18 protein-coding genes and 1 tRNA gene are annotated in these 22632 nt (G+C 59.2%); 9 read left to right on the top strand and 10 right to left on the bottom strand.

Translation table 11 applies throughout. The features are described from left to right. The first annotated feature begins 22 nt into the window (after positions 1–22). Positions 23–850: a TerB family tellurite resistance protein gene (locus tag AA105894_RS14270; protein ID WP_267312346.1), complete on the top strand. Its 828-nt coding sequence runs from the start codon at positions 23–25 to the stop codon at positions 848–850. Positions 851–969: 119 nt separating this feature from the next. Beyond that, complete coding sequence (locus tag AA105894_RS14265; RefSeq protein ID WP_267312345.1) at positions 970–1977, top strand: sulfite exporter TauE/SafE family protein; 1008 nt, start codon at positions 970–972, stop codon at positions 1975–1977. Positions 1978–2014: 37 nt separating this feature from the next. Here AA105894_RS14265 and AA105894_RS14260 read toward each other — a convergent pair whose 3' ends face one another. Then, positions 2015–3166, bottom strand: a complete 1152-nt coding sequence (locus tag AA105894_RS14260) for an aldose epimerase family protein (RefSeq protein WP_267312344.1) — start codon at positions 3164–3166, stop codon at positions 2015–2017. A gap of 360 nt (positions 3167–3526) precedes the next feature. Here AA105894_RS14260 and AA105894_RS14255 point away from each other — a divergent pair, with 360 nt between their 5' ends. Genes AA105894_RS14255 through AA105894_RS14245 form a run of 3 tightly spaced genes read left to right on the top strand, consistent with a single transcriptional unit; the run spans position 3527 to position 5791 of the window. Then, positions 3527–4372, top strand: coding sequence for an MlaA family lipoprotein (locus tag AA105894_RS14255; RefSeq protein ID WP_188426143.1), 846 nt, complete (start codon positions 3527–3529; stop codon positions 4370–4372). Between the two features lie 12 nt (positions 4373–4384). Beyond that, the gene (locus AA105894_RS14250) at positions 4385–5002 is read left to right on the top strand and encodes an MlaC/ttg2D family ABC transporter substrate-binding protein (protein ID WP_267312343.1); all 618 of its coding nucleotides are present in this window, start codon (positions 4385–4387) and stop codon (positions 5000–5002) included. A gap of 54 nt (positions 5003–5056) precedes the next feature. Next, positions 5057–5791: a metallophosphoesterase family protein gene (locus AA105894_RS14245; RefSeq protein ID WP_267312342.1), complete on the top strand. Its 735-nt coding sequence runs from the start codon at positions 5057–5059 to the stop codon at positions 5789–5791. Here the strand turns inward: AA105894_RS14245 and AA105894_RS14240 are convergent. The 3 genes from AA105894_RS14240 to AA105894_RS14230 all read right to left on the bottom strand — a co-directional run bounded on the left by AA105894_RS14240 (position 5788) and on the right by AA105894_RS14230 (position 8207). After that, complete coding sequence (locus AA105894_RS14240) at positions 5788–6303, bottom strand: GNAT family N-acetyltransferase (protein WP_267312385.1); 516 nt, start codon at positions 6301–6303, stop codon at positions 5788–5790. The two genes, AA105894_RS14245 and AA105894_RS14240, sit on opposite strands and share 4 nt — an antisense overlap. Before the next feature lie 71 nt (positions 6304–6374). Further along, on the bottom strand, positions 6375–8054 hold the full coding sequence (gene ettA / locus AA105894_RS14235; RefSeq protein WP_267312341.1) for an energy-dependent translational throttle protein EttA: 1680 nt from the start codon (positions 8052–8054) through the stop codon (positions 6375–6377). A 79-nt stretch (positions 8055–8133) separates the two neighbouring features. Further along, positions 8134–8207: transfer RNA gene (locus AA105894_RS14230), tRNA-Ile, on the bottom strand. A 175-nt stretch (positions 8208–8382) separates the two neighbouring features. On the opposite strand from AA105894_RS14230, the gene AA105894_RS14225 reads away from it, so the two are divergent. The 3 genes from AA105894_RS14225 to AA105894_RS14215 all read left to right on the top strand — a co-directional run bounded on the left by AA105894_RS14225 (position 8383) and on the right by AA105894_RS14215 (position 11042). After that, positions 8383–8694: a SelT/SelW/SelH family protein gene (locus tag AA105894_RS14225; RefSeq protein ID WP_267312340.1), complete on the top strand. Its 312-nt coding sequence runs from the start codon at positions 8383–8385 to the stop codon at positions 8692–8694. A 145-nt stretch (positions 8695–8839) separates the two neighbouring features. Then, entirely contained in the window at positions 8840–9361 is a 522-nt protein-coding gene (gene ppa, locus AA105894_RS14220; RefSeq protein ID WP_127100618.1) for an inorganic diphosphatase, read from the top strand. A gap of 211 nt (positions 9362–9572) precedes the next feature. Further along, positions 9573–11042 carry a carbohydrate porin gene (locus AA105894_RS14215; protein ID WP_188426149.1) on the top strand — a complete coding sequence of 490 codons (1470 nt, stop codon included), beginning with the start codon at positions 9573–9575 and terminating at the stop codon, positions 11040–11042. A gap of 68 nt (positions 11043–11110) precedes the next feature. Here AA105894_RS14215 and AA105894_RS14210 read toward each other — a convergent pair whose 3' ends face one another. The 6 genes from AA105894_RS14210 to AA105894_RS14185 form a co-directional block, all read right to left on the bottom strand. Then, positions 11111–12334, bottom strand: coding sequence for a glycosyltransferase (locus AA105894_RS14210; protein WP_267312339.1), 1224 nt, complete (start codon positions 12332–12334; stop codon positions 11111–11113). Positions 12335–12491: 157 nt separating this feature from the next. After that, entirely contained in the window at positions 12492–13346 is an 855-nt protein-coding gene (locus AA105894_RS14205; protein WP_267312338.1) for a hypothetical protein, read from the bottom strand. Between the two features lie 190 nt (positions 13347–13536). Beyond that, a complete protein-coding gene (locus AA105894_RS14200; protein ID WP_267312337.1) occupies positions 13537–16470 on the bottom strand; it encodes a glycosyltransferase in 2934 nt (977 codons plus the stop codon). Next, positions 16421–18199 (bottom strand): tetratricopeptide repeat protein, encoded by a 1779-nt coding sequence (locus tag AA105894_RS14195; protein ID WP_267312336.1) that lies wholly within the window; start codon positions 18197–18199, stop codon positions 16421–16423. The genes AA105894_RS14200 and AA105894_RS14195 overlap by 50 nt, the downstream gene beginning before the upstream one ends. Before the next feature lie 34 nt (positions 18200–18233). Further along, a complete protein-coding gene (locus AA105894_RS14190; protein WP_267312335.1) occupies positions 18234–19688 on the bottom strand; it encodes an HlyD family type I secretion periplasmic adaptor subunit in 1455 nt (484 codons plus the stop codon). Positions 19689–19691: 3 nt separating this feature from the next. Further along, a complete protein-coding gene (locus AA105894_RS14185) occupies positions 19692–21863 on the bottom strand; it encodes a peptidase domain-containing ABC transporter (RefSeq protein WP_267312384.1) in 2172 nt (723 codons plus the stop codon). Between the two features lie 464 nt (positions 21864–22327). Here AA105894_RS14185 and AA105894_RS14180 point away from each other — a divergent pair, with 464 nt between their 5' ends. Further along, a complete protein-coding gene (locus AA105894_RS14180) occupies positions 22328–22570 on the top strand; it encodes a hypothetical protein (RefSeq protein ID WP_267312334.1) in 243 nt (80 codons plus the stop codon). The last annotated feature ends 62 nt before the right edge of the window (positions 22571–22632 follow it).

Below are 22632 nucleotides of genomic sequence, written 5' to 3'. Positions count from 1 at the left end.
CGCGTCATGCTACCGATAGGCCATGGCATTCTGGGGCAAGATGTTCGGCGGCGTGGCCGGTTTCGCTGTAGGCGGACCGATGGGCGCTCTCATGGGGGCAGCACTCGGTCATGCGGCCGATCGCGGGTCGCTGCTTGAAACACCCGCAGGGGGCTGGCACGAACACTGGCGCACCAAGGGCCAGCCTGACCCCAACGGCGCGGCCTTCATGGCGGCCGCCAAGATGTCGACCCTGCTTGGCAAGACTGACCAGCTTTATGCCATCGGGCTTGTCGCCCTTTGCGCCAAGATGGCCAAGATAGACGGCCCGGTGAACAAGGCCGAAATCTCGACCTTCAAATCGCTCTTCCAGTTTCCTGCCGATAACAGCCGCGAAGTGGGCATGCTCTTCGATCGGGCACGCGACCGCACAGATGATTTCGAGATGTATGCGCGTGAACTGGGCAAAGGCTTTGCCAAGGATCGCGCACCGCTCGAAAACCTGCTCATGGCCCTGTTCGTCATCGCACGGGCTGACCTGCCCCCCGGTGCGGCACTCCACCCTGCGGAAACCGCTTTTCTGAAGAAGGTGCACGCTGCCCTCGGCCTGCCTCCCGGCGCATGGGACCGTGCGGAGACAGGGCGCTCCGGCTCGGCCAGCAATGAAAACGATGCCTATATCGAGCTTGGTCTGGCACGCTCTGCAAGCGATCAGGAAGTCCGGACGCGCTGGCGCGTGCTGATCAGGGAGCATCATCCGGACGTGCTGGGACAGAAAAACCTCAGCCCCGAAGCGATGGCCAAGGCCGCTGACCGCGTGGCCCGAATCAACGCCGCCTGGGACCGTATCAAGCGCGACCGCAAGCTCTGAGAGCCGCGACAAACTGACATGATTTGATATCTATATGAGAATTATTCTCATATAAACTGCTGGCCAGCCCTCCTCCTTTCCTGCCCGAAGCCGGGCGGTTGATACGGAATGCACCGGTCATGCTGGTTTTTCTGCTGCTGTTCTGCCTGTCCTGCGCTGCTTTCACCATTTCCTCGGTCGCGGGCGGTGGCGCGGGTCTGGTGATCATGCCGGTTCTGGGCCTGATACTGGCAGCCCCTAAAATACCGGCTGCGCTTTCCATCGGCACGATGTGCAGCACTATCGGCAGGATCGCGACCTTCCGGAGCGCCATCGACAGGCGCGTCGTGCTCTTTTTCTTTCCTGCGGCTCTACCCGGCGCGGCGCTCGGCGTGTTCTGCCTGCGGCTCATGCCCCCGGTCTATCTTGAATTGCTGCTGGGCCTGTTTCTGAGCGGCAACGTGGTTCTTCTGCTTCGCCCCACCGCCCCGATCGCCTTTGATGAGGGCGCCTGGAAGCGCCTTCCGGCCATCGGTTTTGCCGCTGGTTTCATTTCAGGCTTTACCGGCGCGACGGGGCTCCTGTTCAACCGGTTCTATCAGAAACTCGGCCTGCAGAAGGAAGCCATCATTGCAACACGCGCGGCCAATGAGGTGCTGCTTCACGCCCTCAAACTGATACTCTACGCACAGTTCGGCCTCTTCGACCGTTCGGTTCTCATTGCCGGGCTTTGCGTCGGCGCATCGGCAGTTGCTGCGCTCAAGGTCACCAGACTAGTTCTTCCTCTCCTCACCCACACCCAGTTCTGCCGCATCGGCCATGCCGCTGCCGCCCTTGCCGGGATGTTCATGCTCGTCACAGCGTCCAGACAGATCGTGCAGAAAGACGCCATGTCACTGCATTACGGGCAGTTTCATGGTGAGACGGAGCTTGCCATGACCTGGCGCAGCCATCGTCTGGCGCTGGAGATCGAACATCCACTCGAGATTGAAGTGAAGCATCGCGTCGCTGCCTCGATCGACCCTGATACCGGGCTGAGAAGCGAGCGTTTGACCGTACTGCATCTCGCAGCCAATCGCGGCGTGTTTGTCACGCATCGGGCCTTCGGACCCGAGCATGGCCACCGGCACAAACACCGGGAGGCCTAGCTTCCTGCCCACCCTGAGCGGGTGGGCAGAAACCAGCTCAGCGCGTGCCGAGCTTGAAGATGGTCGTATAGTCGAACTTCTGACCCGGACGCAGTTCCGTCGTCGGGAAGGACGGATGGTTCGGGCTGTCAGGATAGTGCTCGGCCTCGATGGCCAGCGCATCCGTCTGACGGTAGGTCCGATGCGAGATACCCGCATATTTTCCCGTCAGGGAGTTCGAGGTGTAAACCTGAACACCGGGCTGGTTTGTCGAGACCTCGAGCGTGCGGCCTGAGGAAGGGTCGTAGACCGTCACAGCCGAACGCACTGCCTTGCCATAGGCGCCATCGACGACCCAGTTATGATCGTAACCACGCGCATAGACCATCTGGGCGAAATCGCTGCGCAGACGGTCGCCAATACGCGTCGGCTTGCGGAAATCGAGCGGCGTGCCTTCGACAAGAGCCAACTCACCCGTCGGGATCGAGGTCGGATCTGTCGGCGTGTAACGCTCGGCATTCACTTGAAGGATCTCGTTCTCGATGGTGCCCGAACCCTCGCCATTGAGGTTCCAGTAGCTGTGATTGGTCAGGTTGAGCACGGTCGGCGCATCTGTCGTCGCCTGATAATGCAGGCTCAGCGCGTTGTTCTCGTCAAGCGTATAGGTGATGTCGGTCGTCAGCTTACCCGGGAACCCCTGATCGCCATTCGGGCTGACCAGACGCAGTGTGACCGAAGCTCCTTTTTCCGTCTTCCTGGTTCCAACCAGCGTCCAGACATGCTTGTCAAAGCCGATCTTGCCGCCATGCAGCGCGTTCGGCGGATCGGTCAGATCGGTATGGTAGCTCTTGCCATCAATGGTGAAGGTGCCATGAGCGAGACGATTGGCATAACGGCCGATCATGGCGCCGAAAAACAGTCCGCCTTCAGCCGAGTCCTTCGTATAGCCATCAAGCGTACCGAAGCCCAGAACCAGATCCTGCACGTGACCGGCACGATCGGGTGCCTCGACGGACTGGATGATGCCGCCATAGGTGATGACCCGCACGGTCATGGCATGGTCATTGGTCAGGGTGACGATTTTCACGTCCTGCCCGGCAGGGGTCTTGCCCCAGGGCTGGACCGTTACAGCGGGCGCTGCCTGCGCCGCACCATCAGCCATACCGGCAAGCGCCGCCAGACAAACGGCGCTCTTAACAATTGCTCTCATGGACAAGGTGCTTCCATCTGTTGATTTGACGCCACACTGGTCAGGGAAATGATCTGTGTCAAACTACATAAAATCCATCTTCCCCAACCCTGGCCCCGCTCAAACGCTATGCTGGCAGCGTGAGTTTTTATCTACAGTCTGGCGTCTGGCGGACATCATGTTAGAAAACGACAATGCTGCGTCTCCCGGGAGACAGCGTCGGCCACTCCCCCAGCGAGGGGGAAGACGTCACGCTGCGTCTCTGGTTACGCTTTTGAGTGAGTGAGACCGGGGCTGTTCTGCAGCCTGTAACAAAACGATCGTGGGCTTGTGCGCGACTTCTGGCGCCGCCAGGCGCGCTGACACGACTTGGGGACTGCGATGACCGCACCGCTAGGTGATTCCGATAACCGGCCTGAAACCGGATCTGCCGTCGAGAGCCGGACGCAACGGCGTGGACAGCGCAAGGGCGGCCGTCTTCTTGTCGGTCTGACCGCTCTGCTTTCCCTGAGCGCCTGTGCAAGCTGGCGCAACCCGCCGCCGAAGGACCCCGAGGCTCTCGCGGACTACAAGGAAGCCAACGATCCGTACGAACCGGTCAATCGCAAGATGTATAATGTCCAGATGTGGGCCTATCATCATGCGCTGCGTCCGGTCGGCAAGGCCTGGGCCTGGGCCATTCCCAAGCCGATCCGCAACTCGATCGATAACCTGAACCAGACCTGGTACATGCCCACGGTCTTCTTCAGCGATGTCGGCGCTGGCAAGCCCCGCCGCGCCGGTGACGATTTCATGCGCTACATCATCAACATGACTCTTGGTGCTGCCGGGTTCATCGATGTTGCAACGTCACTCGGCTATCCGCATCATGACAGCGACCCCGGCCTGACGCTGGCCACCTGGGGCGTACCGAGCGGGCCTTACATGTTCCTGCCCGGCCTTGGTCCGAACACCCTGCGCGATGCAGGCGGTTATGCGATTGCACAGGGGCTTTCCCCCATCAACTATGTGCCGCGCGGCTATGGCCTGCTGACCTTCAACTGGGCCTATAACATCGCGGGCGTTCTGGGCGGCTTCTCCTCTCATATTGACGAGATCGACCAGGTCGAGCAGGATTCGCTTGATCCCTATGCGTTCATCCGAAGCGCCTGGCAGCAGAACCGCCAAAGCCAGGTTGACGCCATACGTAATGACCACCGGGCGACCGTGCCGGACTGGTACAATTAAGGACCTCCCGACATGCTCAAAACCTGCCTTTCCTTTTCCCGCCGTACAGCCCTTGGTCTGATGACCACGGCTCTTGTCTCCGTTGCTGCGCTGAGCACGCCTGCTCATGCTGAAGATGCCCAGGGCTTTGTCACTGCTTTCGGTGGCAAGCTGGTTGGCATCATCAACAGCGACAAATCCCTCAGCGAAAAGCGCCAGGAAGTGCTGCCGCTGCTTCAGGACAATGTCGACATCGCCACGATCGGCAAGTTCTGCCTTGGTCGCTACTGGCGTTCGGCAACGCCTGAGCAGCAGGCCGAATATCTGAAGCTGTTCCATCAGGTTCTGGTCAATGCGGTGACCGACAAGATTGGCGACTACAAGGGCGTCAGCTTTCGCGTGACCGGCGCCACCAACACGCCCAATGGCGAGCTTGTCAGCGCACAGATCATGCGCCCCGGCCAGCCCACGGCGGATATGGGTCTTCTGATCGCCAAGGACGGCGGGATGAAGATTGTCGACATGATTGGTGAAGGCACGAGCCTGCGTCTGACCCAGCGTCAGGATTACAGCTCCTACCTTGCCCGCAATGGCGGCAATGTCGCGACGCTCATCAGCGCGCTGGAGCGTCAGCTCTCGCATCGTCACTGACGACACATCCTTTTCGTCGGGAGTTGTGACGCTCCCGACGAAAAGACCTACCCCATGAAAATAGCCGTCCTTGCGGACATACATGGCAATCTCACGGCACTTGATGCCGTCTTGGCAGATTGCGCCCTGCAAGGCGTCGACCAGCTGGTCATTCTGGGCGATCATTTCTCTGGTCCGCTCCTGCCCTTCGAAACAGCCGAAAGACTGATCTCCATCGCCCCGACTGCCATTGCCGGCAATCACGAGCGGCAGCTTCTCACGCAATCATTTCATGAGATGGGGGGGTCCGACCGCTTTACCTGCCAGGCCCTCGCCCCTCACCATTTCGACTGGATGGCAAGGCTCCCGGCAACGCTTCAGCTGGAGAACGATATCCTTCTCGTTCATGGCACCCCCACCAGCGACACCGCCTATTTCCTTGAAACTGCCTCGACTGAAGGCCTGCGTCCTGCCACTCAGGCAGAAATTGTCGCCCGCACCGAGGGCACCGACGCCCGCCTCATCCTGTGCGGTCATACCCATATTCAGCGCGAGGTGGCATTCGGAGAAGGGAGACTGGCACTCAATCCCGGCAGCGTGGGCCTGCCTGCCTATGAGGATAACGAACCATTCCCTCATCAGATCAGCAATGCCTCGCCGCATGCACGTTACGCGCTGCTCAACGGCGCAAACGGCAACTGGACTGCCAGCTTCCATGCCGTCGCCTATGACTGGGAGCAGGCGGCTCAGATTGCAGAAAGAAATGGTCGGCCAGACTGGGCCAGGGCACTGCGTACGGGGCGCCTCTAGGACGGAGCGGCGCGCCGGTCCTGCGTGATTTCATAGACAAGCATCAGATAGCCGTCGCGCTCGAAGCTCTCGACATAATGCATACCGATACTGCCCAGAACGATACGCGAGGGCATGTTGTCCTCACGGGTCACCCCCACCACGCGCTCGATTCCGGCATCAAGCGCAAAGCGCAGTGCGGCACCAGCCGCCTCACGGGCAATACCGCGCCCTGCAGCCTCGGGCACGAGCGCAAAGCGCAGACCGAGTCCGCGACCATCGGGGCGCTCATGGAGTCCTGTGATCCCGACAAAGCGGTCATTTTCACGAATGGTAAAAATGCCAATCCCCCGCTTCGCCCAGAAAGCGAGGTCATCGGCCATTTCATCCTCGACCTGCTGGAGTGAGCGCACCCCACCCAGCATGCGACCGAAAGAGGCGCCATTGGTCTTGAGACGGATCATGTCCTGCATGTCGCGCCAGTTGACCGGCTGCAGGACAAGACGTTGGGTGCGGATCTGACGACCCAGCATCACGACCCGGCTCCAGACATGACATCAGGAGAAGAGATGTCAGAGAAACGCCACTCCGACATCCTCATCCCTTAGCGTGCGATGGGGCGGTACTTGATGCGGCTCGGCTCGGTCGAATCCGGGCCAAGGCGGCGACGCTTGTCTTCTTCATAATCCTGGAAGTTACCCTCGAACCACTCGACATGGCTATCGCCCTCAAAGGCGAGGATATGCGTGGCCAGACGATCGAGGAACCAGCGATCATGCGAGATGACCACAGCGCAGCCTGCGAATTCGGCCAGAGCGTCTTCGAGCGCACGCAGCGTGTCGACATCGAGATCGTTTGTCGGTTCGTCGAGCAGAATGACATTGCTGTCCTTCTTGAGCATCTTGGCAAGATGCACGCGATTACGCTCACCACCCGAGAGCACACCCACGCGCTTCTGCTGATCGGAGCCCTTGAAGTTGAAGGCACCGACATAGGCGCGCGACGGCACCGTGCGCTTGCCCAGCTGGATGACATCCGTGCCGCCCGAGATCTCTTCCCAGACCGTCTTGCTGTCATCGAGCGAGTCGCGTGACTGGTCGACATAGCCCAGCTTGACCGTGTCACCGATCTTGAGGGAGCCGCCATCAGGCTGATCCTGACCGGTGATCATCTTGAACAGCGTGGACTTACCCGCACCGTTCGGCCCGATCACACCCACGATGCCACCCGGCGGCAGCTTGAAGTTCAGCCCGTCGATCAGCAGACGATCGCCAAAACCCTTGGAGAGGTTTTCGGCCTCGATCACCGTGCCGCCCAGACGGGGGCCGGGGGTGATGACAATATCGGCCGTGCCACCGGCACGCTCCTGACTGGCGGCCAGCATTTCCTCGTATTTGGTGATACGGGCCTTGCTCTTGGCCTGACGGGCCTTGGGCGAGGCGCTGATCCATTCCTGCTCGGCGGCAAGAGCGCGCTGGCGCGAGCTTTCTTCCTTCTCTTCCTGGGCAAGGCGCTTGCGCTTCTGGGTCAGCCAGGAGGAGTAATTGCCTTCGAACGGATAACCACGGCCACGCTCGATTTCGAGAATCCAGTTCGTGACATTGTCGAGGAAGTAGCGGTCATGGGTGATGACCATGACGGTGCCCTGATAATCGCGCAGGGTCTTTTCGAGCCAGGCCACGCTCTCGGCATCGAGATGGTTGGTCGGTTCGTCAAGCAGCAGCAGATCGGGCTTTTCGAGCAGCAGGCGGCACAGCGCCACGCGACGACGCTCACCACCGGAAAGCATGGTGACAGGGCTGTCGGCAGACGGGCAACGCAGGGCTTCAAGAGCGATCTCGAGCTTGCGATCCAGCTCCCAGCCGTCGCCGGCGTCGATCTTTTCCTGCAATTCGGCCTGTTCGGCCAGAAGAGCGGTCATCTCGTCATCGGTCATCGGCTCGGCGAAAGCCATCGAGATCTCGTTGAAACGATCGACAGCGTGCTTCAGATCGCCAAAGCCGAGCGCCACGTTCTCACCAACGGTCAGGGACTCGTCGAGCTTGGGCTCCTGCTCCAGATAGCCGATGCGCGCGCCTTCTGCGCCCCAGGCCTCACCACCATATTCCTTCTCGATGCCGGCCATGATCTTGAGCAGAGTCGATTTACCGGCGCCGTTAACACCGAGCACACCGATCTTGACGCCGGGGAGGAAGGACAGGGTGATGCCCTTGAAGACTTCACGCCCCCCGGGATAGGCCTTCGTCAGGTCCTTCATGACATAGACATACTGATAGGCGGCCATGACGGATCTCCTGATGAAATGGTCGGTCGGAAAAGACGAGAACGCGGCTCGAATGCGCTCCATGATGGAGCGAGACCCCTGCGCCCGGCAGGACTCGAACCCGCAACCAAGCCGTTATGAGCGGCCTGCTCTAACCAATTGAGCTACAGGCGCATAGGATAGGCTGGAAATCGCGCAATTCGGGGCTTTTTGCAAGATGACGGGGCAAAGAAATCCGTGTTCGCCCCAATTTAGCAGTGACAGGACGGCTTCGTGCTGACATGGCTGGCCCCCGACAGGTGCCGCTATGGCTGTCAGCCCGCCTGACATGGCTGAAGGAGCAGAATGGATGACCACCGAAACTCCCCGCCCCGTTCCGACGGAACCCCTCAGACCACGCGTTGCCATACGCTATTGCACGCAATGCAACTGGATGCTGCGCTCTGCCTGGATCGCGCAGGAACTTCTGTCCAGCTTCGGCACCGATCTTGGCGAGGTGGCGCTTGTGCCAGATACCGGGGGGCATTTCAGCATTACGGTCGGTGACGTTCTGATCTGGGAGCGCAAGCGCGATGGCGGCTTTCCAGGGCCCAAGGATATCAAGCAGCGCCTGCGCGATGTCATCGCCCCGGAACGCGATCTGGGTCATGTCGATCGCTAGAACAGCATCGCGAAAGTAATGTAGAAACGGCGCACCGTGACAATTATAACAACATGACCGGTACATAACGTTACGGCATCTGGGCAGGACAGAAATGAACGGCTAAGATCATGCCATAATTTCAACCCCACCAGGAAATGAAGTGATGGACGTCACCAAGATCTCCCCCGGCAAGTCTGTTCCCGATGACATCAATGTCGTGATCGAAATTCCGCAGGGCTCTTCTGTCAAATACGAAGTCGACAAGGAAAGCGGCGCGGTATTTGTGGATCGTTTTCTGTTCACACCGATGAATTACCCGGCAGCCTACGGTTTCATCCCCAATACGCTGGCTGCTGATGGTGATCCGGCCGATGCCCTCGTTCTGGCCCCCGGCCCGATCGTTCCGGGTGCTGTCATCCGTGCGCGCCCGATCGGCATGCTGAAGATGGAAGATGAGAGCGGACAGGATGAGAAGATCATCTGCGTGCCTCACGACAAGATCCACACGCAGTACACCGACGTGAAGACGATCAACGATCTGCCCGAAATCACACTGAAGGCGATCGGTCATTTCTTTGAGCGTTACAAGGATCTCGAGCCGAACAAATGGGTGAAAGTCTCTGGCTGGGAAGGCCCTGAAGAGGCAAAGAAGGCTATTATCGCTGCTCTTGAAGCCGCCAAGTAAAGCCGACACGCTGTAATAAACAGTGACCGGAAAGACACAGCGTCTTTCCGGTTTTTCTACTCACAGGGCTGTGAGTGGAAAACGGGGCCTCGGCCCGTTGCCAATTCTAAATCATATGTAATAAAAAGGTCATGTTGGGATCAGGAATAACCCCCTCCTCCCATCCTGTAACGGAACTTTGCGTTTTCCATCCGACTGGCGGACTGCCCTCATGTCTCTTCCCCGTATCTCCATCAAGGCGCTGGGTGTGGTCACCACAGCTCTTGCCACGTTCTCTGCCATCCCCGCAGCCCAGGCACAGTCGCCTCTGGCTGGTGGCGCCCCGAACGGTACGGGCCTTGCTCCCGCCGTGCGCGTTTCGAGTCCGATCGGCACATATAACCTGCAGAACTCGTCAGTTCCTCCGCTGCCGCACCCCGAAGCGATCTTCGATGATCCGTGGGGCTGGAACACCTGGCTGCGTGAGCATGGCGTGGCGATCCTGCTGGATACGACCAATGAATTTGCAGGCGCAATCACGAGCCCGACCAAGGGTCTGGGCCTGCGTCAGGGCAGCAGCAATGCCGGTCAGTACGGCTTTGAAAACGATATCGACTGGGAAAAGCTCGCTGGCATTCGCGGCTTTTCAACCCATGCCGTGTTCGTAGGCCGTTACGGCATTCCTGCCAGCCGCATGTTTGGTGACAATCTGAACCCCAGCCAGGAAATCTATGGCGGCGGCGGCAACGTGGTTGTCCACCTTGTCTATATCTATGGTGAAGAAACCCTGTTCAACGGTCATCTCGACATCGCAGCCGGTCGCATTCCGCTGCTGACGGATTTCTCGTCGAACCCCCTCTACTGCAACTTCATGAACAATGCTTTCTGCGGTAACCCGAAAGCATCGTCCGATAATACCAGCCATTCATCCTATCCGGATTCAAACTGGGCTGCCCGTGTACGTGTGCGTCCGTCGCAATACACCTATATTCAGGCAGGCGTGTATTTCAACACGATGGGTATCTACGGCGTCAAACAGATGCGCACCGGCTTCAAGTGGAACGGCGCGGATATCAATGGTGAAGCAGCACCGGTCGAAGCCGGTTGGGAACCCATCTTTGGCAAGGACAAGCTGCCCGGTCACTACAAAATCGGTGGCATTGTCGATACGGCGCCCCATCCTGACGTGCTGTACGATATCAACGACAATTACTGGGCTGTGACGGGTCAGGCCCGCAAGGTGCATAACAACTCGTGGTCTGCCTATGCCCTGGCCGACCAGATGATCATGCGCCACAAGGGCAATGGCCCTGACGCCGGCATCACCCTGCTAGGTGTGTTCTACAACAACTCACCCGTCACCCAGACGCGTGAACGTCAGTACTCGATCGGTGTGCTGGATCGCGGTTTCTGGAAATCCCGCCCGCTGGACGCCTGGGGTGTGAACTTCAGCTACATCCAGGTTTCGAAGAAGGTGAAGACCGCGCAGGAAATCCAGCAGAGCCTGGGCTATCAGACCCTGCTCAACGGCTCTTTCTTCCCGCAGACCAACGGTATGGTAATCGAAGCGATGTATCAGATCCGCGTCTGGCGCGGCATCACCTTCGCTCCTGACTTCCAGTACTTCATCCGCCCGGGTGCCCAGCAGGGTCTGAAGGATGCAGCGACGCTTGGCTTCAAGTCGCACATCGAAATCTTCTGACCCATCCCCCTGCCCCGGCCTGCCGGGGCAGAAATACAGGTTTCACCCGAACGCCCTGAAGGCTTCTGTCAGTTGACGATGGAGCCTATCAGGGCGTCGTAGTTTGCAAGATAGCCATCAAGCGACAATTCAGACTCGGCGAAATGCCGCGCGCCCTGCCTGAGTGTGGCGGCGAGACTGCGGTCTTCGAGAATCTCGAGAATGGAATCGGCAATACGATCCGGCTCCAGGAACGGCGCCAGAAGCCCGTTGTGCCTGTCGGTAACAAATTCCTCAACCGAGGCCGTCTGGCTGCCTACAATCGCGCAGCCCGTGGCCATGGCCTCTCGCAGGGACCAGGAGGCGACAAACGGGTAGGTAAGATAGACATGCGCATCGGACCGTTTGAGCGCGGTGCGGAAAATGTCGTAATCGACCTTGCCCATGAAATGTACCCGATCAAGATCGAGCCGTGAGGCCACTTCATTGAGGAACACATTGCGCCAGCTACCCGCCTCGACCGGCGGCGGGGCGCCATAGCTCGTGCCATCACCGCCAATCAGCACGACCCGGGCATCGGGACGCTCAGCAAGAATACGCGGCAGGGCGCGCATGAAACTGTGAAAACCACGATAAGGTTCGAGATTGCGCGCCACGAAGGTGATCAGCCTGTCCTGCGGACGAATGACATGCGGACCAATCGCGACATCACGCTCGAAAATCGCCGGCTCAGGCGCACAGAGATCCAGATTCACACCCTCACGCAGAAGACTGATGCGGTTTTGCGCCCAGTCCGGATAGGTACTTTTCTGGAAAAGGGTCGGGGTCTGGCCATACTGATTGAGGTTCAGCGCCAGAAGATTGATGGCGTTCTTGACGCGCACATTCGGAAAGAGGTCTGGCCGGGGTGGGAATTCCGGGTCGAAATCGACGTCATTCCGGTCTGTATGGTAGAAGAACTCGAAATAACCGAGAATTGGCGTTGTCGGAAAAACATCGACAATATTCAGCAACTCGCCCCAGCCATGATGGCCGATGATGATATCGGGTGTGTAGCCAAGCCCCTTGAGCGTCTGGGCAGCACGCGCCACCGCCTCGGCCCGGATCAGTCCCATTTCCAGTTCGCGCAATGAGGGATGGGTATTTTGTGAGACGGCCCTGTCCTGCCGATACAACACACGCCTCACACCGGGAAGCGCTCCCTCATTGGCCTCGGAAATAAAGACGATCTCGTGCTCGCCCTGCGCGTGCAGATGCCGGACCAGATGGAGAAACTGGCCGGGGAAATTCTGATGCACGAACAGGAAACGCACGACCGACAGACTTTCAATTGCTCGACATGAAAGAGCGGTCCTCTTCCTGCCGTGATTCCGGTAGCGGGCTCAAGCCCCCTGCCAGACACGCCCATGACCAGGCAAATGGGGGCTCTCATGCCATCGCTGCCTGGCAGAGAGCCTCTTGATATCAGGCTTACGAGGCCTTGCGACGAGGTGAGGCCTTCTTGGCGCCCTTGCCCGAGGCAGCGGCGCTCGTGCCAGCGTCACGGGGAAGGATTTCCAGGTGGAAAGCCTCAAGCGGTGCCAGTGACTCAGCTTCCAGCGTTTCTCCGCCGGACACAGGGCCAAGCCGCGTGCCATCGGTGAAGGTCGCGCTCAGAACGATGTCGAACTTGTCTTCAGCGCCATTCTTCAGGCGAACACACAAACCAAGGATCGGCAGCGCCATGCCGCGCGAGCCGCAATACTGACCCGCTTCAGCCCAGGGAGACAACCAGCCTTTGCCAAGCACTGCCTGGTATTCGATATCTTCCGGCGCGATCTGGCTCTGCGGTGCAATGCCAAAACCCTCGATCCAGTTCTGACTGCCGGGCTCACCCATCCATTCGCCAATCGCGGCAAGAACATCGCCGCGACGCTGAACATGGGCTGCGACTTCAGGTTTGAAGTCAGGATGAGAGGCCTGCGCCACGGCGCCGGGCTGAGCCGCAACAGCGGTCTGAGATGCAGCTGCGGCACCAGCTGATGCGACCGGCTCACCCGAAAGACGGGCAACCTGGATGCCCGGCGCAGGCAGGGTGCTGTCGGGCGCCTGATAGGTCGTGACGAGAATCTGCGCCGGACCGCGTGACACACGCACCAGAGCGGCACCCGCCCCTGCACCATGGCTTGCGCTGATCACCCCGTCATCGTCGATCGTGGTGATGGACACGACACCTGCCGGCATGTTGGGCGCCTGGGTGACCGTAACCGCCGGATAGCCATTGACGCAGTGCGCGGCACTTTCAGGCGGCAGGAAAACACAATACAGCCCCGCATCGAATGTCATCAGAGATCCATGGACCTTGAGCTGAACTACCTGATCCTGCCCCGGAGAACTCGTCGAGTTAGACATCTATACTTACTCACCACTTATTTGAGCTTGGACAAAAGATACAGGCACACCGAACCTGACCACATTTCGTTAAGAAATCTCACGAGCTATATCAGCTAATATGCAATTATTAAAGTCGCATCCTTTAATGTGATAAGTGTAGCAAGAAATTACTCAATAATGGCACAGGCATCCCGAGTGGCACCACTGCCCCCCTGCCTGACTTCTGAATACGCTCCGATTGCGCCCCCAGATCGAAACTTACCGCCCTCAATCCGGCATTCCACAGATTGGAAAGAGCAAAACACCAGGTCTCCGGCCAGACTGACGGAATGAGACCAAGGTCGCATTCAAAAGACTCGATCAGACGCGTCGCCTCGTCTTCACGATACTCGCCCGTAATCATCACATGGCCTGTCGCCATCAGGCGGTCGTCGTCGATTGTATAACCGGCGACGACATAATCCAGCGGCAGATTACGATTCGCCGCGTCCTGGGCCAGTTGCAACAGAATCTCGAAGCCCTTCTCCCGCCCTATGGCTCCGGGCACACAGATACGACGGCGGTGGCCGTCACGGGGCCGTGCAGGCTTGAGTGGGGGGTAATGTCCCGTTTCGAGCGGTTCGAGCGTGACATCCAGCCCGGGGAAATGACGTCGCATACGTCTCTGCAGATCATGCGAGCTGGCAAAGACCGCGCGTGCACCACGCAGCATGTCATTGGAGCGCCCAACCAGCTCAGACACAGACAGATCGGAGTCGATCAGTGTGCCCTGCTGGGCCACGCAGCTCTCGCACCCGGCAAGAGAGGGCTCTCCGCAATAATGATGGTTCGGGCCGACGAGGCAGATTCGCGGACAGAACCAGACATAATCGTGCAGCACGATGTCCCATTGCAGATCGAGCGCCGACGCCAGCGTCTTCATGCCGGGAGCGTGACCAAGAAGATGATGCCACTCGATACGGCCAATCTGCATGCGACGCAGGACCGTCACGAGGTCGGACCATTCATAGGGAAGGCTGAAAACGAGATTGGTGACATCGCCACCGCAATCCTCGATCCGGCATCCTTTCAGATGCGGTCGCAGGATCAGCACTTGCGTGCCCTCTTTTTCCGCCTCGACGCGTCGCTGTTGCACCACACGCTCAACCCCGCCACCGGAATCATGCGAGACCATCATGAGGCACTGCTTCATGGACCGGCGCCGGGCGAGCATACGCACCAGCCCGACATTACGCCTGACCGGCGCCAGAGGGTCGGCATCGACGAACTGCCTAACGAGCCTGTCATACCCGGGATGCAACTTGTTGAGCATGCGCAAATTACGATCGAGCAGCAGGGTGCGCGTCCGCCCGAACGACACCGAACCTACATGACGTACAAAAAGGTCTGTCGCCGCAATGTTACGCCAGCCGAGTTCGGCCGCACGGCAACAGAAATCATTCTCCTCCCCGTAACCCTGCGCGAAAATCTCGACGTTCAGAAGACCGGTCTGGGCCAGACAATCCCCCCTGATCGCCATGCAAAATCCATGACCTGTCGGCAGATCGATCAATCCGGTCTGCGGCAGCGACGCAAAGATCTGGTCGAAACCCTGACCGGTTTTCGGATCTGGTGTCGGGTTCGCCTTTGTCACCGATGGATAAGAGAGAATGGTCGCGTCATTGGAGAAGGGCGTGACCGTGCCTATCGCCGCGTCGCGATCCAGCCAGGCGCGCAGTCGCCCGATCCCACCAGCGGGCAGAAGCGCATCGCTGTTCAGCAGGATCACGTCACGTCCTGCTGCGCAGGCGAGCCCCGCATTGGCGCTGACCGTGAAGCCGTGATTCTGCTCATGACGGATCAGCGTGATAGCGCCACGGGCAGCGAACTCGTCGAGGCAGAACGAGAGTTCCGGCTCGGGAGACGCGTCATCCACGACGAGACACTCGATATCGTCACCCTGCTGCGCCAGCACAGCGTCAATGCAGGCGCGTGTCAGAGCCACATCGCGATAGGCTGGAATGATGACGAGACAGCCCGTGGGACGCGCCGCAACACGGGGCTTCTTTCGTCGGGTGGTGCGCGCAGGACGTGTGGTGGGTTCCTCCTTCCTGTCCAGCAGCGACATGACCGCAGGCCCAATCGGGCTCCCGGTCAGAGGCTGACCGTAGCGATCGAGGATACGGATGTCGCGTGAAGGAAGATTCGCCAAGGGAATGTCAAAATGACGTGGTCTGGCGAGCGGCTTCTCCAGCTTGGCTCCCTGCTCAAGCTCAGACGCCGTCAGTTCGATACGCTCTGCGCCGGTATCGATCACGACATGAGGGGTGAAATCAGGATCGGCAGGATACCAGATCCAGCCTTCCAGACGGTGGTGAGCGACCGTTGCAAAACCCTGCAACGTACGGATTGCACCCAGCGCGATCGGAGCGCCGTAGAGTGCTTGTCCTTGGGACGACACGGTTAATTGGCTGGCTCGCATCCAGCTGTCGGGCAGGGTAAACGGCAGGACCACATCCTGCGCGACGCATTCCCCATCAAGCCATATCATCACCGGATTGGGGCACTGGCCCATGACGATGCCGTCATTGCTGGTAGCACACCACCCCGGACGACCCGAATAGGGTAGAAAACGCTGAACCCATGGAAAGGCCTCGGGCGCAGGCGCATAATTTGAGAGCATTCTCTCAAAGACCGAAACCGCCTCCGCCATCCGGCCAAGATGAGACAGGGCGATGGCCTGCCCAACCAGCGCCTTGCGCATGATGAAGCGTTCGGTAATCCAGACCATCGCGTCATGGGCGGCCGCCCAGCGACCGGCAGACAACAAGGCCATGCCGAAAGCGAAAATGACGTTAGGATCGTGACGGGCCATGCGAGCCGCACGGCCCAGCCAGTAGAGACCTGTGTTCTGGTCCCCTGCCTGAACGGCATCGGTCCCGCGGCGATAGGCTTCCTGAGCACGCGCGTCATGCCAACGCTGCCAGTCTGCCCGATCCTTGTCAGTTATGACATGACCAAAGCCCGATCGAACGGGAGGGGGCCGCCTAGTGGGCAGGTGTCTGCCCTCCTGGGCGTGTGCCCAGCCGTCGTTCAAGCTTTGCCAGCTCGGGCGAGGCTTCGTCTACACCCTGAGACTGCGCACGCTCTAGCCAGATACGGGCTTCGACCGGATTGACCTCGCCTGCCAGACCTCTCTTGAGATACCGCCCCAGCATGAGCTGCCCCAGCGCATGACCCCGCTCTGCCGCAAGACGGAAGAAACGCTGTGCCTCACGACGATCAACTGGCACGTCATGTCCTCCTCCAAGCATCGCACCGGCCGAGAACATGGCCTCGACACTTCCGTGCTGCGCGGCTTCGACATAAAGGGAAAGTGCGCGCGCGTGGTCCCTGCCTTTCGGAACGCGCCCCGAAACAAAAAGCTGCGCAAGCAGGATCATCGCCTCAGTCATTCGGGCCTGTGCCGCTTTTTCAAGCCATTGCACTGCAGCTCCTGCATCCTCTCGCACGCCACGGCCCTCGAGATACATGCGGCCCAGCCAGTACTGGGCATTGACGACGCCATCTGCCGCACGCTGCATCCAGTAAGCAGCCCGCGCATCATCACGCTCGGTACCGACACCTTCGGCATAGCAGACGCCAACATTGAAGGCGCCGACCAGATCGCCGTTTTCCGCGGCCTGCAGAAAACGCTTCTGCATAGCGACCCGGCCTTCTTCCGACCCGATGCCCGTCAGGGCCAGATTGCCAAGATCGGCATCAGCCACACGATCGCCGCACTCTGCCGAAACACGGAACCATCTGGCGGCCTCGTCCGGATCGCGATGCACACCGGTACCGGTCAGATAGAGCAGACCCAGACCACGCGCCGCAGCGCCGTGCCCCAACTCGGCAGCGACCTGATACCAGGTGGCTGCCTCAAGATAATTCGGGGCCATTTCCTCGCCCCGGATGTGCAGATCGCCGAGCAGGGCCGCCGCCTCTGCATCGCCCCCCAAAGCAGCGCGACGCAGCCAGGTTTCGGCGCGATCCGGCCGACGAGCCAGCCCCTTTCCCTGCAGCAGATAAAGCGCGAAGCGTGTCTGCGCCTGAACGATGCCGCGCTCAGCCGCTTTCTCGAAATAGCGGGCTGCCGCAGCGAGATCCTGCGCCTGACCAATACCCTGCTCGTTGATCCAGGCCAGAAAATAAAACGCTGTCGCCAGACCTGCATCAGCCGCCTGCACCAGTTCGGCCGTGCCGCGCGCGAGATCTTCAGGTGATTTCGGGTCGGAATGAAGCGCCATACCAAGGCCGAGATGCCCCTGGGCCGATCCGGCAGAAGCGGATTTCTCATACCATTCCCGCGCCTCGGCAGGATTGCGCAATGATTCGGGGCCATTCGTCAGCACATAACCGAGAAGGGCCTGTGCGTCTGGCTGCCCCTCATTGGCGGCGAGACGGCTCCAATGGGCCGCCTGCTCCAAATCGGGAACGCGCTTGCGCTCCTTTCCATCACGCATGATGGTGGCGCGGTTTTCATCGAAGCCTTCAGGAAAGCCTACGAGATAGAGCGTGGCAAGCGTCAGGCGCGCCTGGACATGCCCGGCCTCCGCCGCCTTGCGCACCCATCTCGTGCCATCTTCGAGACTAGGTGGCGTACCCCAACCTTCGAGATAGGCCTTCCCGGTTCGGTACTGCGCTTCGACATTGCCCTGCTGGGCAAGCTGGCCCAGGGCCTTGAAGCCCTTGACCGCATCATCTCCGGACTCGAGCTGCGCGATTGCCTGCCTAAGACGAGCATCACGCGATATAACCGAGGCCAGCTTTTCCTTCAGAGCCAAACCACTCTCCTTCTCGCGGATATGCCGCCCTTGCCTAGCTGGGTTCGCGCATCCCGTTGGTAGCAGCGGGGATCACCTTACTGAAGAGATACTGGAGCACGGTGCGCTTGCCGACCTGAATATCTGCCGTAACCGGCATGCCCGGCGTCGGATGGAAGAAGGTCGGCACACCATGCAGTGTATAGCGGTCGATGCGCAACCTGACGCGATAGAAGCCGCTCTGCGACGGATCGTCATCACCACTGGGCGGCTGCCCTGCCGCTGCGCTCTTCATGTCACCCGCACTGAAACTGTCAGCACTGATCAGGCGCACCGTCCCTTCGGCACCGCCATACTGCGTGTAAGGGAAGGTCGAGAACTTCAGAAGCGCATGATCGCCCAGCTTGACGAAGCCTGCATCGTTACCTCGCAGCACTGACTCCATCTCGAGCGCTGCGCCGGTAGGCACGATCGACATCAGCATCTGGGCGGGCGAGATGACGGAGCCTACCGACAGCTTGGCAATATTGAGAATGACCCCGTCATCGGGCGCCTTGAGCACAACAAGCTTGTTGCGCAGGGCCGCCTTGTCATATTCGCCGACTGATTCATCAAGATGATGCTGCACTTCGGTCAGCTGCGTATAGACCTGCCCTTTCCAGTTCTGGACATACGCATCGCGTTCCGCCTGGGTCGCAGCAAGCTTGGCTTTGGTTGACGCTGCCGTCTGTTGCGCCTCGATCTGGGCCCGCTCGGCATCCATCAGTTCGCTCTGCGCCGCAAGCGTTGAGAGCTTGCTGCCAACCTGGTCGGCCTGCAGGCGGCGACGCATCTGGAGCACTTCATTTGCGACGCGACCGCGGCTCTGATGCATGGCGGCACTGGCAAGTGCGCCCGTCATCTGGCTTTGAAGGGCGGCAACTTCCTGATCAAACTGATTGATCTTGGCCGTGTATTCCGCATGACGGCGCTCATAGGCCGCTGCTTCACGCACCGAATAGCTGTCATTCAGATCAGGCGTGTAGGGCTTGCCATCTGCTTCTGCGTGAAGACGCGCCAGCGTCGCCTGATAGGAATCACGCTGCGCTTTCAGATTGACGATATCGGCCTTTGAAAGGGTCGGATCGAGATGGGCAAGAACCTGCCCCTTCTTCACATACTGACCGAGCTCGACATCGATTGAGCGGATGATCGACATTTCGAGCGGCTGGATGATCAGATCGCGATCCACCGCAACCAGCCTGCCTGGCGTGCTGACGACTTTGTTGAGGGGGAACACAGCCGACGCGATAAGCCCGGACATGAACAGCGCACCGACAATCCAGATGATATAGCGTGCCGTCGCAGTTGGCGGCATGTTGACCATCGCCGCACTGGGAGAATGGAATTCAAGCAACGCAAGCGGCATGCCCTGCTGGGCAAACGGATCATCGGCCTGACGTGGCACATGAGCCTGAACCTCACGGCTTTCGTCCTTACCGTTTTCGGGGACAATATCCTTGTTGCTCACGGCTTATTCCTCATCCATCAGCATGGGATCGTCATTCTGGTCGTTCCGGTTGGTCTGACCGCCATGACTGCGAGTTTCATGGCGATTCTGCTGTATCCAAAGCATGCGATAGATCTCACAGCGCTCGAGCAGCACTTCATGAGGGGCCACATCGACAACCTTGCCCTTGTCCATGACGCAGATCTGATGGCAATCAACCAGCGATGACAGGCGGTGAGACACGATCACCATCGTGCGGCCCTTGCCGATACGCTGCAAATTGGCATTGACCAGCGCTTCACTCTCCGGATCGAGGGCAGACGTCGCCTCGTCGAGAATCATGAGCTTCGGATCGCTGATGACGGCACGCGCAATGGCAAGACGCTGCCTCTGGCCGCCGGAGATATTGGTCGACCCTTCTTCGATCGGGGTGTCGTAACCTGCCGGCATGCGATCGATGAATTCCTCCGCACCGGCAAGGCGGGCTGCGCGAATGACGTCATCCATCGTATAACCGGGACGACCGGCAGTGATATTGTCACGCACCGAGCCACGGAACAGGAAGTTATCCTGAAGCACGACGCCGAACGAACGACGCAGATGGCTCAGATTGATTTCACGCAGCTCGACACCATCAAGACGCAGATAGCCGGTGTAATTGCGGCTGACGCCTTGCAGCAGACGCGTGACGGTCGACTTGCCCGATCCTGAACGCCCGACCAGCCCAAGCATGGTCCCCGCAGGGATTTCGAAATTGACGTCGTTAAGCGCCTTGATGCTCGATCCCGGATAGCTGAAATCAACCTGCGAGAAAGAGAGCGCCCCTTTGACAGGAGGCCTCAGGCCCGAGGTAAGCGCCTTGGTTTCGGTCGGCTGATTCAGCACCAGTCCGGCTTCACCGAGCGATGTCAGGACCTCGTTGACATCTTCAAGGATCTTAGCAAGCCCGACGAGGGGTTGCGCCACACGGCCGCCAAGCATCATGAATGCCATGAGAGCACCAGGCTGGATCGTGCTCGACCCGGAGAGAATGAGATAGGCGCCGACGAGAATGATACCGCGATTGATGAACAGATCGAGTGGCATCACCAAAGTGCTGGGCCAGTTCTGCATACGCCCTGCAGCCAGCTTCCAGCGAATGACATCGGCCGTTGTCTCGTCCCATTTTTCACGGCGCGTGGGCTCAAGGGCCATCGTCTTGACGGTACGGATACCTGCGACTGTCTCATAAAGAATGGAACTGCGTTCCATCTCTGCAAAGACGAGCTTGTTGTAGACCCGCGTCATGGGCGGAAGAAAGATCACGATGATCAGGCCGATAAGACCGGCACAGGCAACGGTCATCCAGGCCAGCGTGGCGCTCATGAAGAAGAGCAGCGGTAGAATGACGACGAGCGTGAACATGTCGAGAAATGTCGACATCAGCTTGCCGGTCAGAAAGTCACGGACCTTGTAGATGGCCATGTAGCGACCAAGAATACGCCCCGTCTGCTCGCGCTCATAGAATTCGAGCGGTAGCGCAAGAAGGCGATTGAAGGCATGCAGTGAAATGCGTGTGTCGACACGTGTGGTCATCACCAGCGTGAGTTCACGTCGCCCGTAATTCAGAAGTGTTTCGTAGAAGCTCAGGACGACGACGATGGCCGTAATGGAGACGAGGGTCGACATCGAATGGTAATTCACCACGCGGTCAATCACCTGCATCACGATCAGGGCCGGAAAGATCTGGAGAATCGACAGCACCATCGACGCGAACAGAATATCGCGCAGCGACTGCTTTTCGCGCATCACGACCTTGACGAACCACATCATGTCGAACGGCGCATCGGCTTCTGAAAGATCGCGACGACGCTTCACCAGAAGGATATCGCCTGTCCAGACCTGTGACAGACGCAGTTCATCGACAGCTACCGGGATGCTTCCCTCATCGCCGAGCGGATCGCGCAGCCACACGATGTTTTTCTCGGGATCAGCGCGCACCATCAGGGCGGCGGAACCATCGCGGAACATGAGAACAATCGGCGGCGTATTCTGCATACGCACGAGGAAGCGCCATTTGATGCGCATTCCCTTGGCAACGGCACCGTTATCATTCAGCCATCGCGCCAGAGCAGCCGGCGAAGGCGAGTCTTCACCAGGCTCGGCTGCAAAATCCCGGATGTCGAGATCCAGCCCGTGAAACTTTGCAGCCGCCATCGCGGCCCGCAGGCGGATATAAACGGGGTTCTGGGTTTCGCTGTTCGCAGCGAGGCCATCACGATGCTTCACGAAGCTTCCTCTTGTGTTCCACTTAGCCGCTCAGACTTCAGGCCGCCCGAATAGCGCGAAAACCCCTCCCCCTGTCGAGCAGGAATCTCCGTTTCTCATCTCAAGTCATCGAAATTGCCGAACTTCGCAACAAATCTCTTCATATTCCTTAACTGATATTGTGTAAATTCCTGACGAGGCTCGCTAAAAATACGTAATATCTAAAATATGTAACGTGCCTTGGCCAAAACATCACTTTCAAGCATTTGTCTGATCTGCCGCTGACGGTTATCCGCACATAAAATCACGACGAACGAGAATAACGGGCACTGTCCCCGCACACGATCAAGAAACAACTGGTTCAGTGCAGACAGAAGCGGGTTTTGTCCGGCGCAGCAGGCGCAGGAGGACGTATGCCCCATCCAGGAAGCCCGCACTGGTGCAACATCACGACTGACAAGCCACTCCCCAGCGAAGCCACCGACCGGCACAAGACGCAGGAGGGCGCCGCGACCTGGATCATGAAACGACGTCGTGCCTACTGCCTCTCCGGCTTCCTGGATCAACAGGGGGATACGCCCCGTTCCCGACATGGCTTTTCCTTCCTGACGCAGCGCAATGCAGAGTATAGCAATCGACTGCTACTCTGGACATAATCAGACGCCTCTGAAAAAAGCAGGCTGCTGCGGCTTTTCCTGCCCCAGTACCCCGATCGTGC

Source organism: Asaia spathodeae NBRC 105894, from assembly GCF_025994195.1.
Classification (GTDB): domain Bacteria; phylum Pseudomonadota; class Alphaproteobacteria; order Acetobacterales; family Acetobacteraceae; genus Asaia; species Asaia siamensis.
Note: the sequence above shows the minus strand (reverse complement) of the source record. Positions and strands in the feature narration are given on the sequence as shown.

What these genes read in the sequence shown, in the direction of transcription:
- AA105894_RS14270 (WP_267312346.1), top strand. Translation starts at nt 23, where the DNA reads ATGGCATTCTGGGGCAAGATGTTCGGCGGCGTGGCCGGTTTCGCTGTA.
- AA105894_RS14265 (WP_267312345.1), top strand. Translation starts at nt 970, where the DNA reads ATGCTGGTTTTTCTGCTGCTGTTCTGCCTGTCCTGCGCTGCTTTCACC.
- AA105894_RS14260 (WP_267312344.1), bottom strand. Translation starts at nt 3,166, where the DNA reads ATGAGAGCAATTGTTAAGAGCGCCGTTTGTCTGGCGGCGCTTGCCGGT.
- AA105894_RS14255 (WP_188426143.1), top strand. Translation starts at nt 3,527, where the DNA reads ATGACCGCACCGCTAGGTGATTCCGATAACCGGCCTGAAACCGGATCT.
- AA105894_RS14250 (WP_267312343.1), top strand. Translation starts at nt 4,385, where the DNA reads ATGCTCAAAACCTGCCTTTCCTTTTCCCGCCGTACAGCCCTTGGTCTG.
- AA105894_RS14245 (WP_267312342.1), top strand. Translation starts at nt 5,057, where the DNA reads ATGAAAATAGCCGTCCTTGCGGACATACATGGCAATCTCACGGCACTT.
- AA105894_RS14240 (WP_267312385.1), bottom strand. Translation starts at nt 6,303, where the DNA reads ATGCTGGGTCGTCAGATCCGCACCCAACGTCTTGTCCTGCAGCCGGTC.
- ettA (WP_267312341.1), bottom strand. Translation starts at nt 8,054, where the DNA reads ATGGCCGCCTATCAGTATGTCTATGTCATGAAGGACCTGACGAAGGCC.
- AA105894_RS14225 (WP_267312340.1), top strand. Translation starts at nt 8,383, where the DNA reads ATGACCACCGAAACTCCCCGCCCCGTTCCGACGGAACCCCTCAGACCA.
- ppa (WP_127100618.1), top strand. Translation starts at nt 8,840, where the DNA reads ATGGACGTCACCAAGATCTCCCCCGGCAAGTCTGTTCCCGATGACATC.
- AA105894_RS14215 (WP_188426149.1), top strand. Translation starts at nt 9,573, where the DNA reads ATGTCTCTTCCCCGTATCTCCATCAAGGCGCTGGGTGTGGTCACCACA.
- AA105894_RS14205 (WP_267312338.1), bottom strand. Translation starts at nt 13,346, where the DNA reads ATGACATTCGATGCGGGGCTGTATTGTGTTTTCCTGCCGCCTGAAAGT.
- AA105894_RS14185 (WP_267312384.1), bottom strand. Translation starts at nt 21,863, where the DNA reads ATGGCGGCTGCAAAGTTTCACGGGCTGGATCTCGACATCCGGGATTTT.
- AA105894_RS14180 (WP_267312334.1), top strand. Translation starts at nt 22,328, where the DNA reads ATGCCCCATCCAGGAAGCCCGCACTGGTGCAACATCACGACTGACAAG.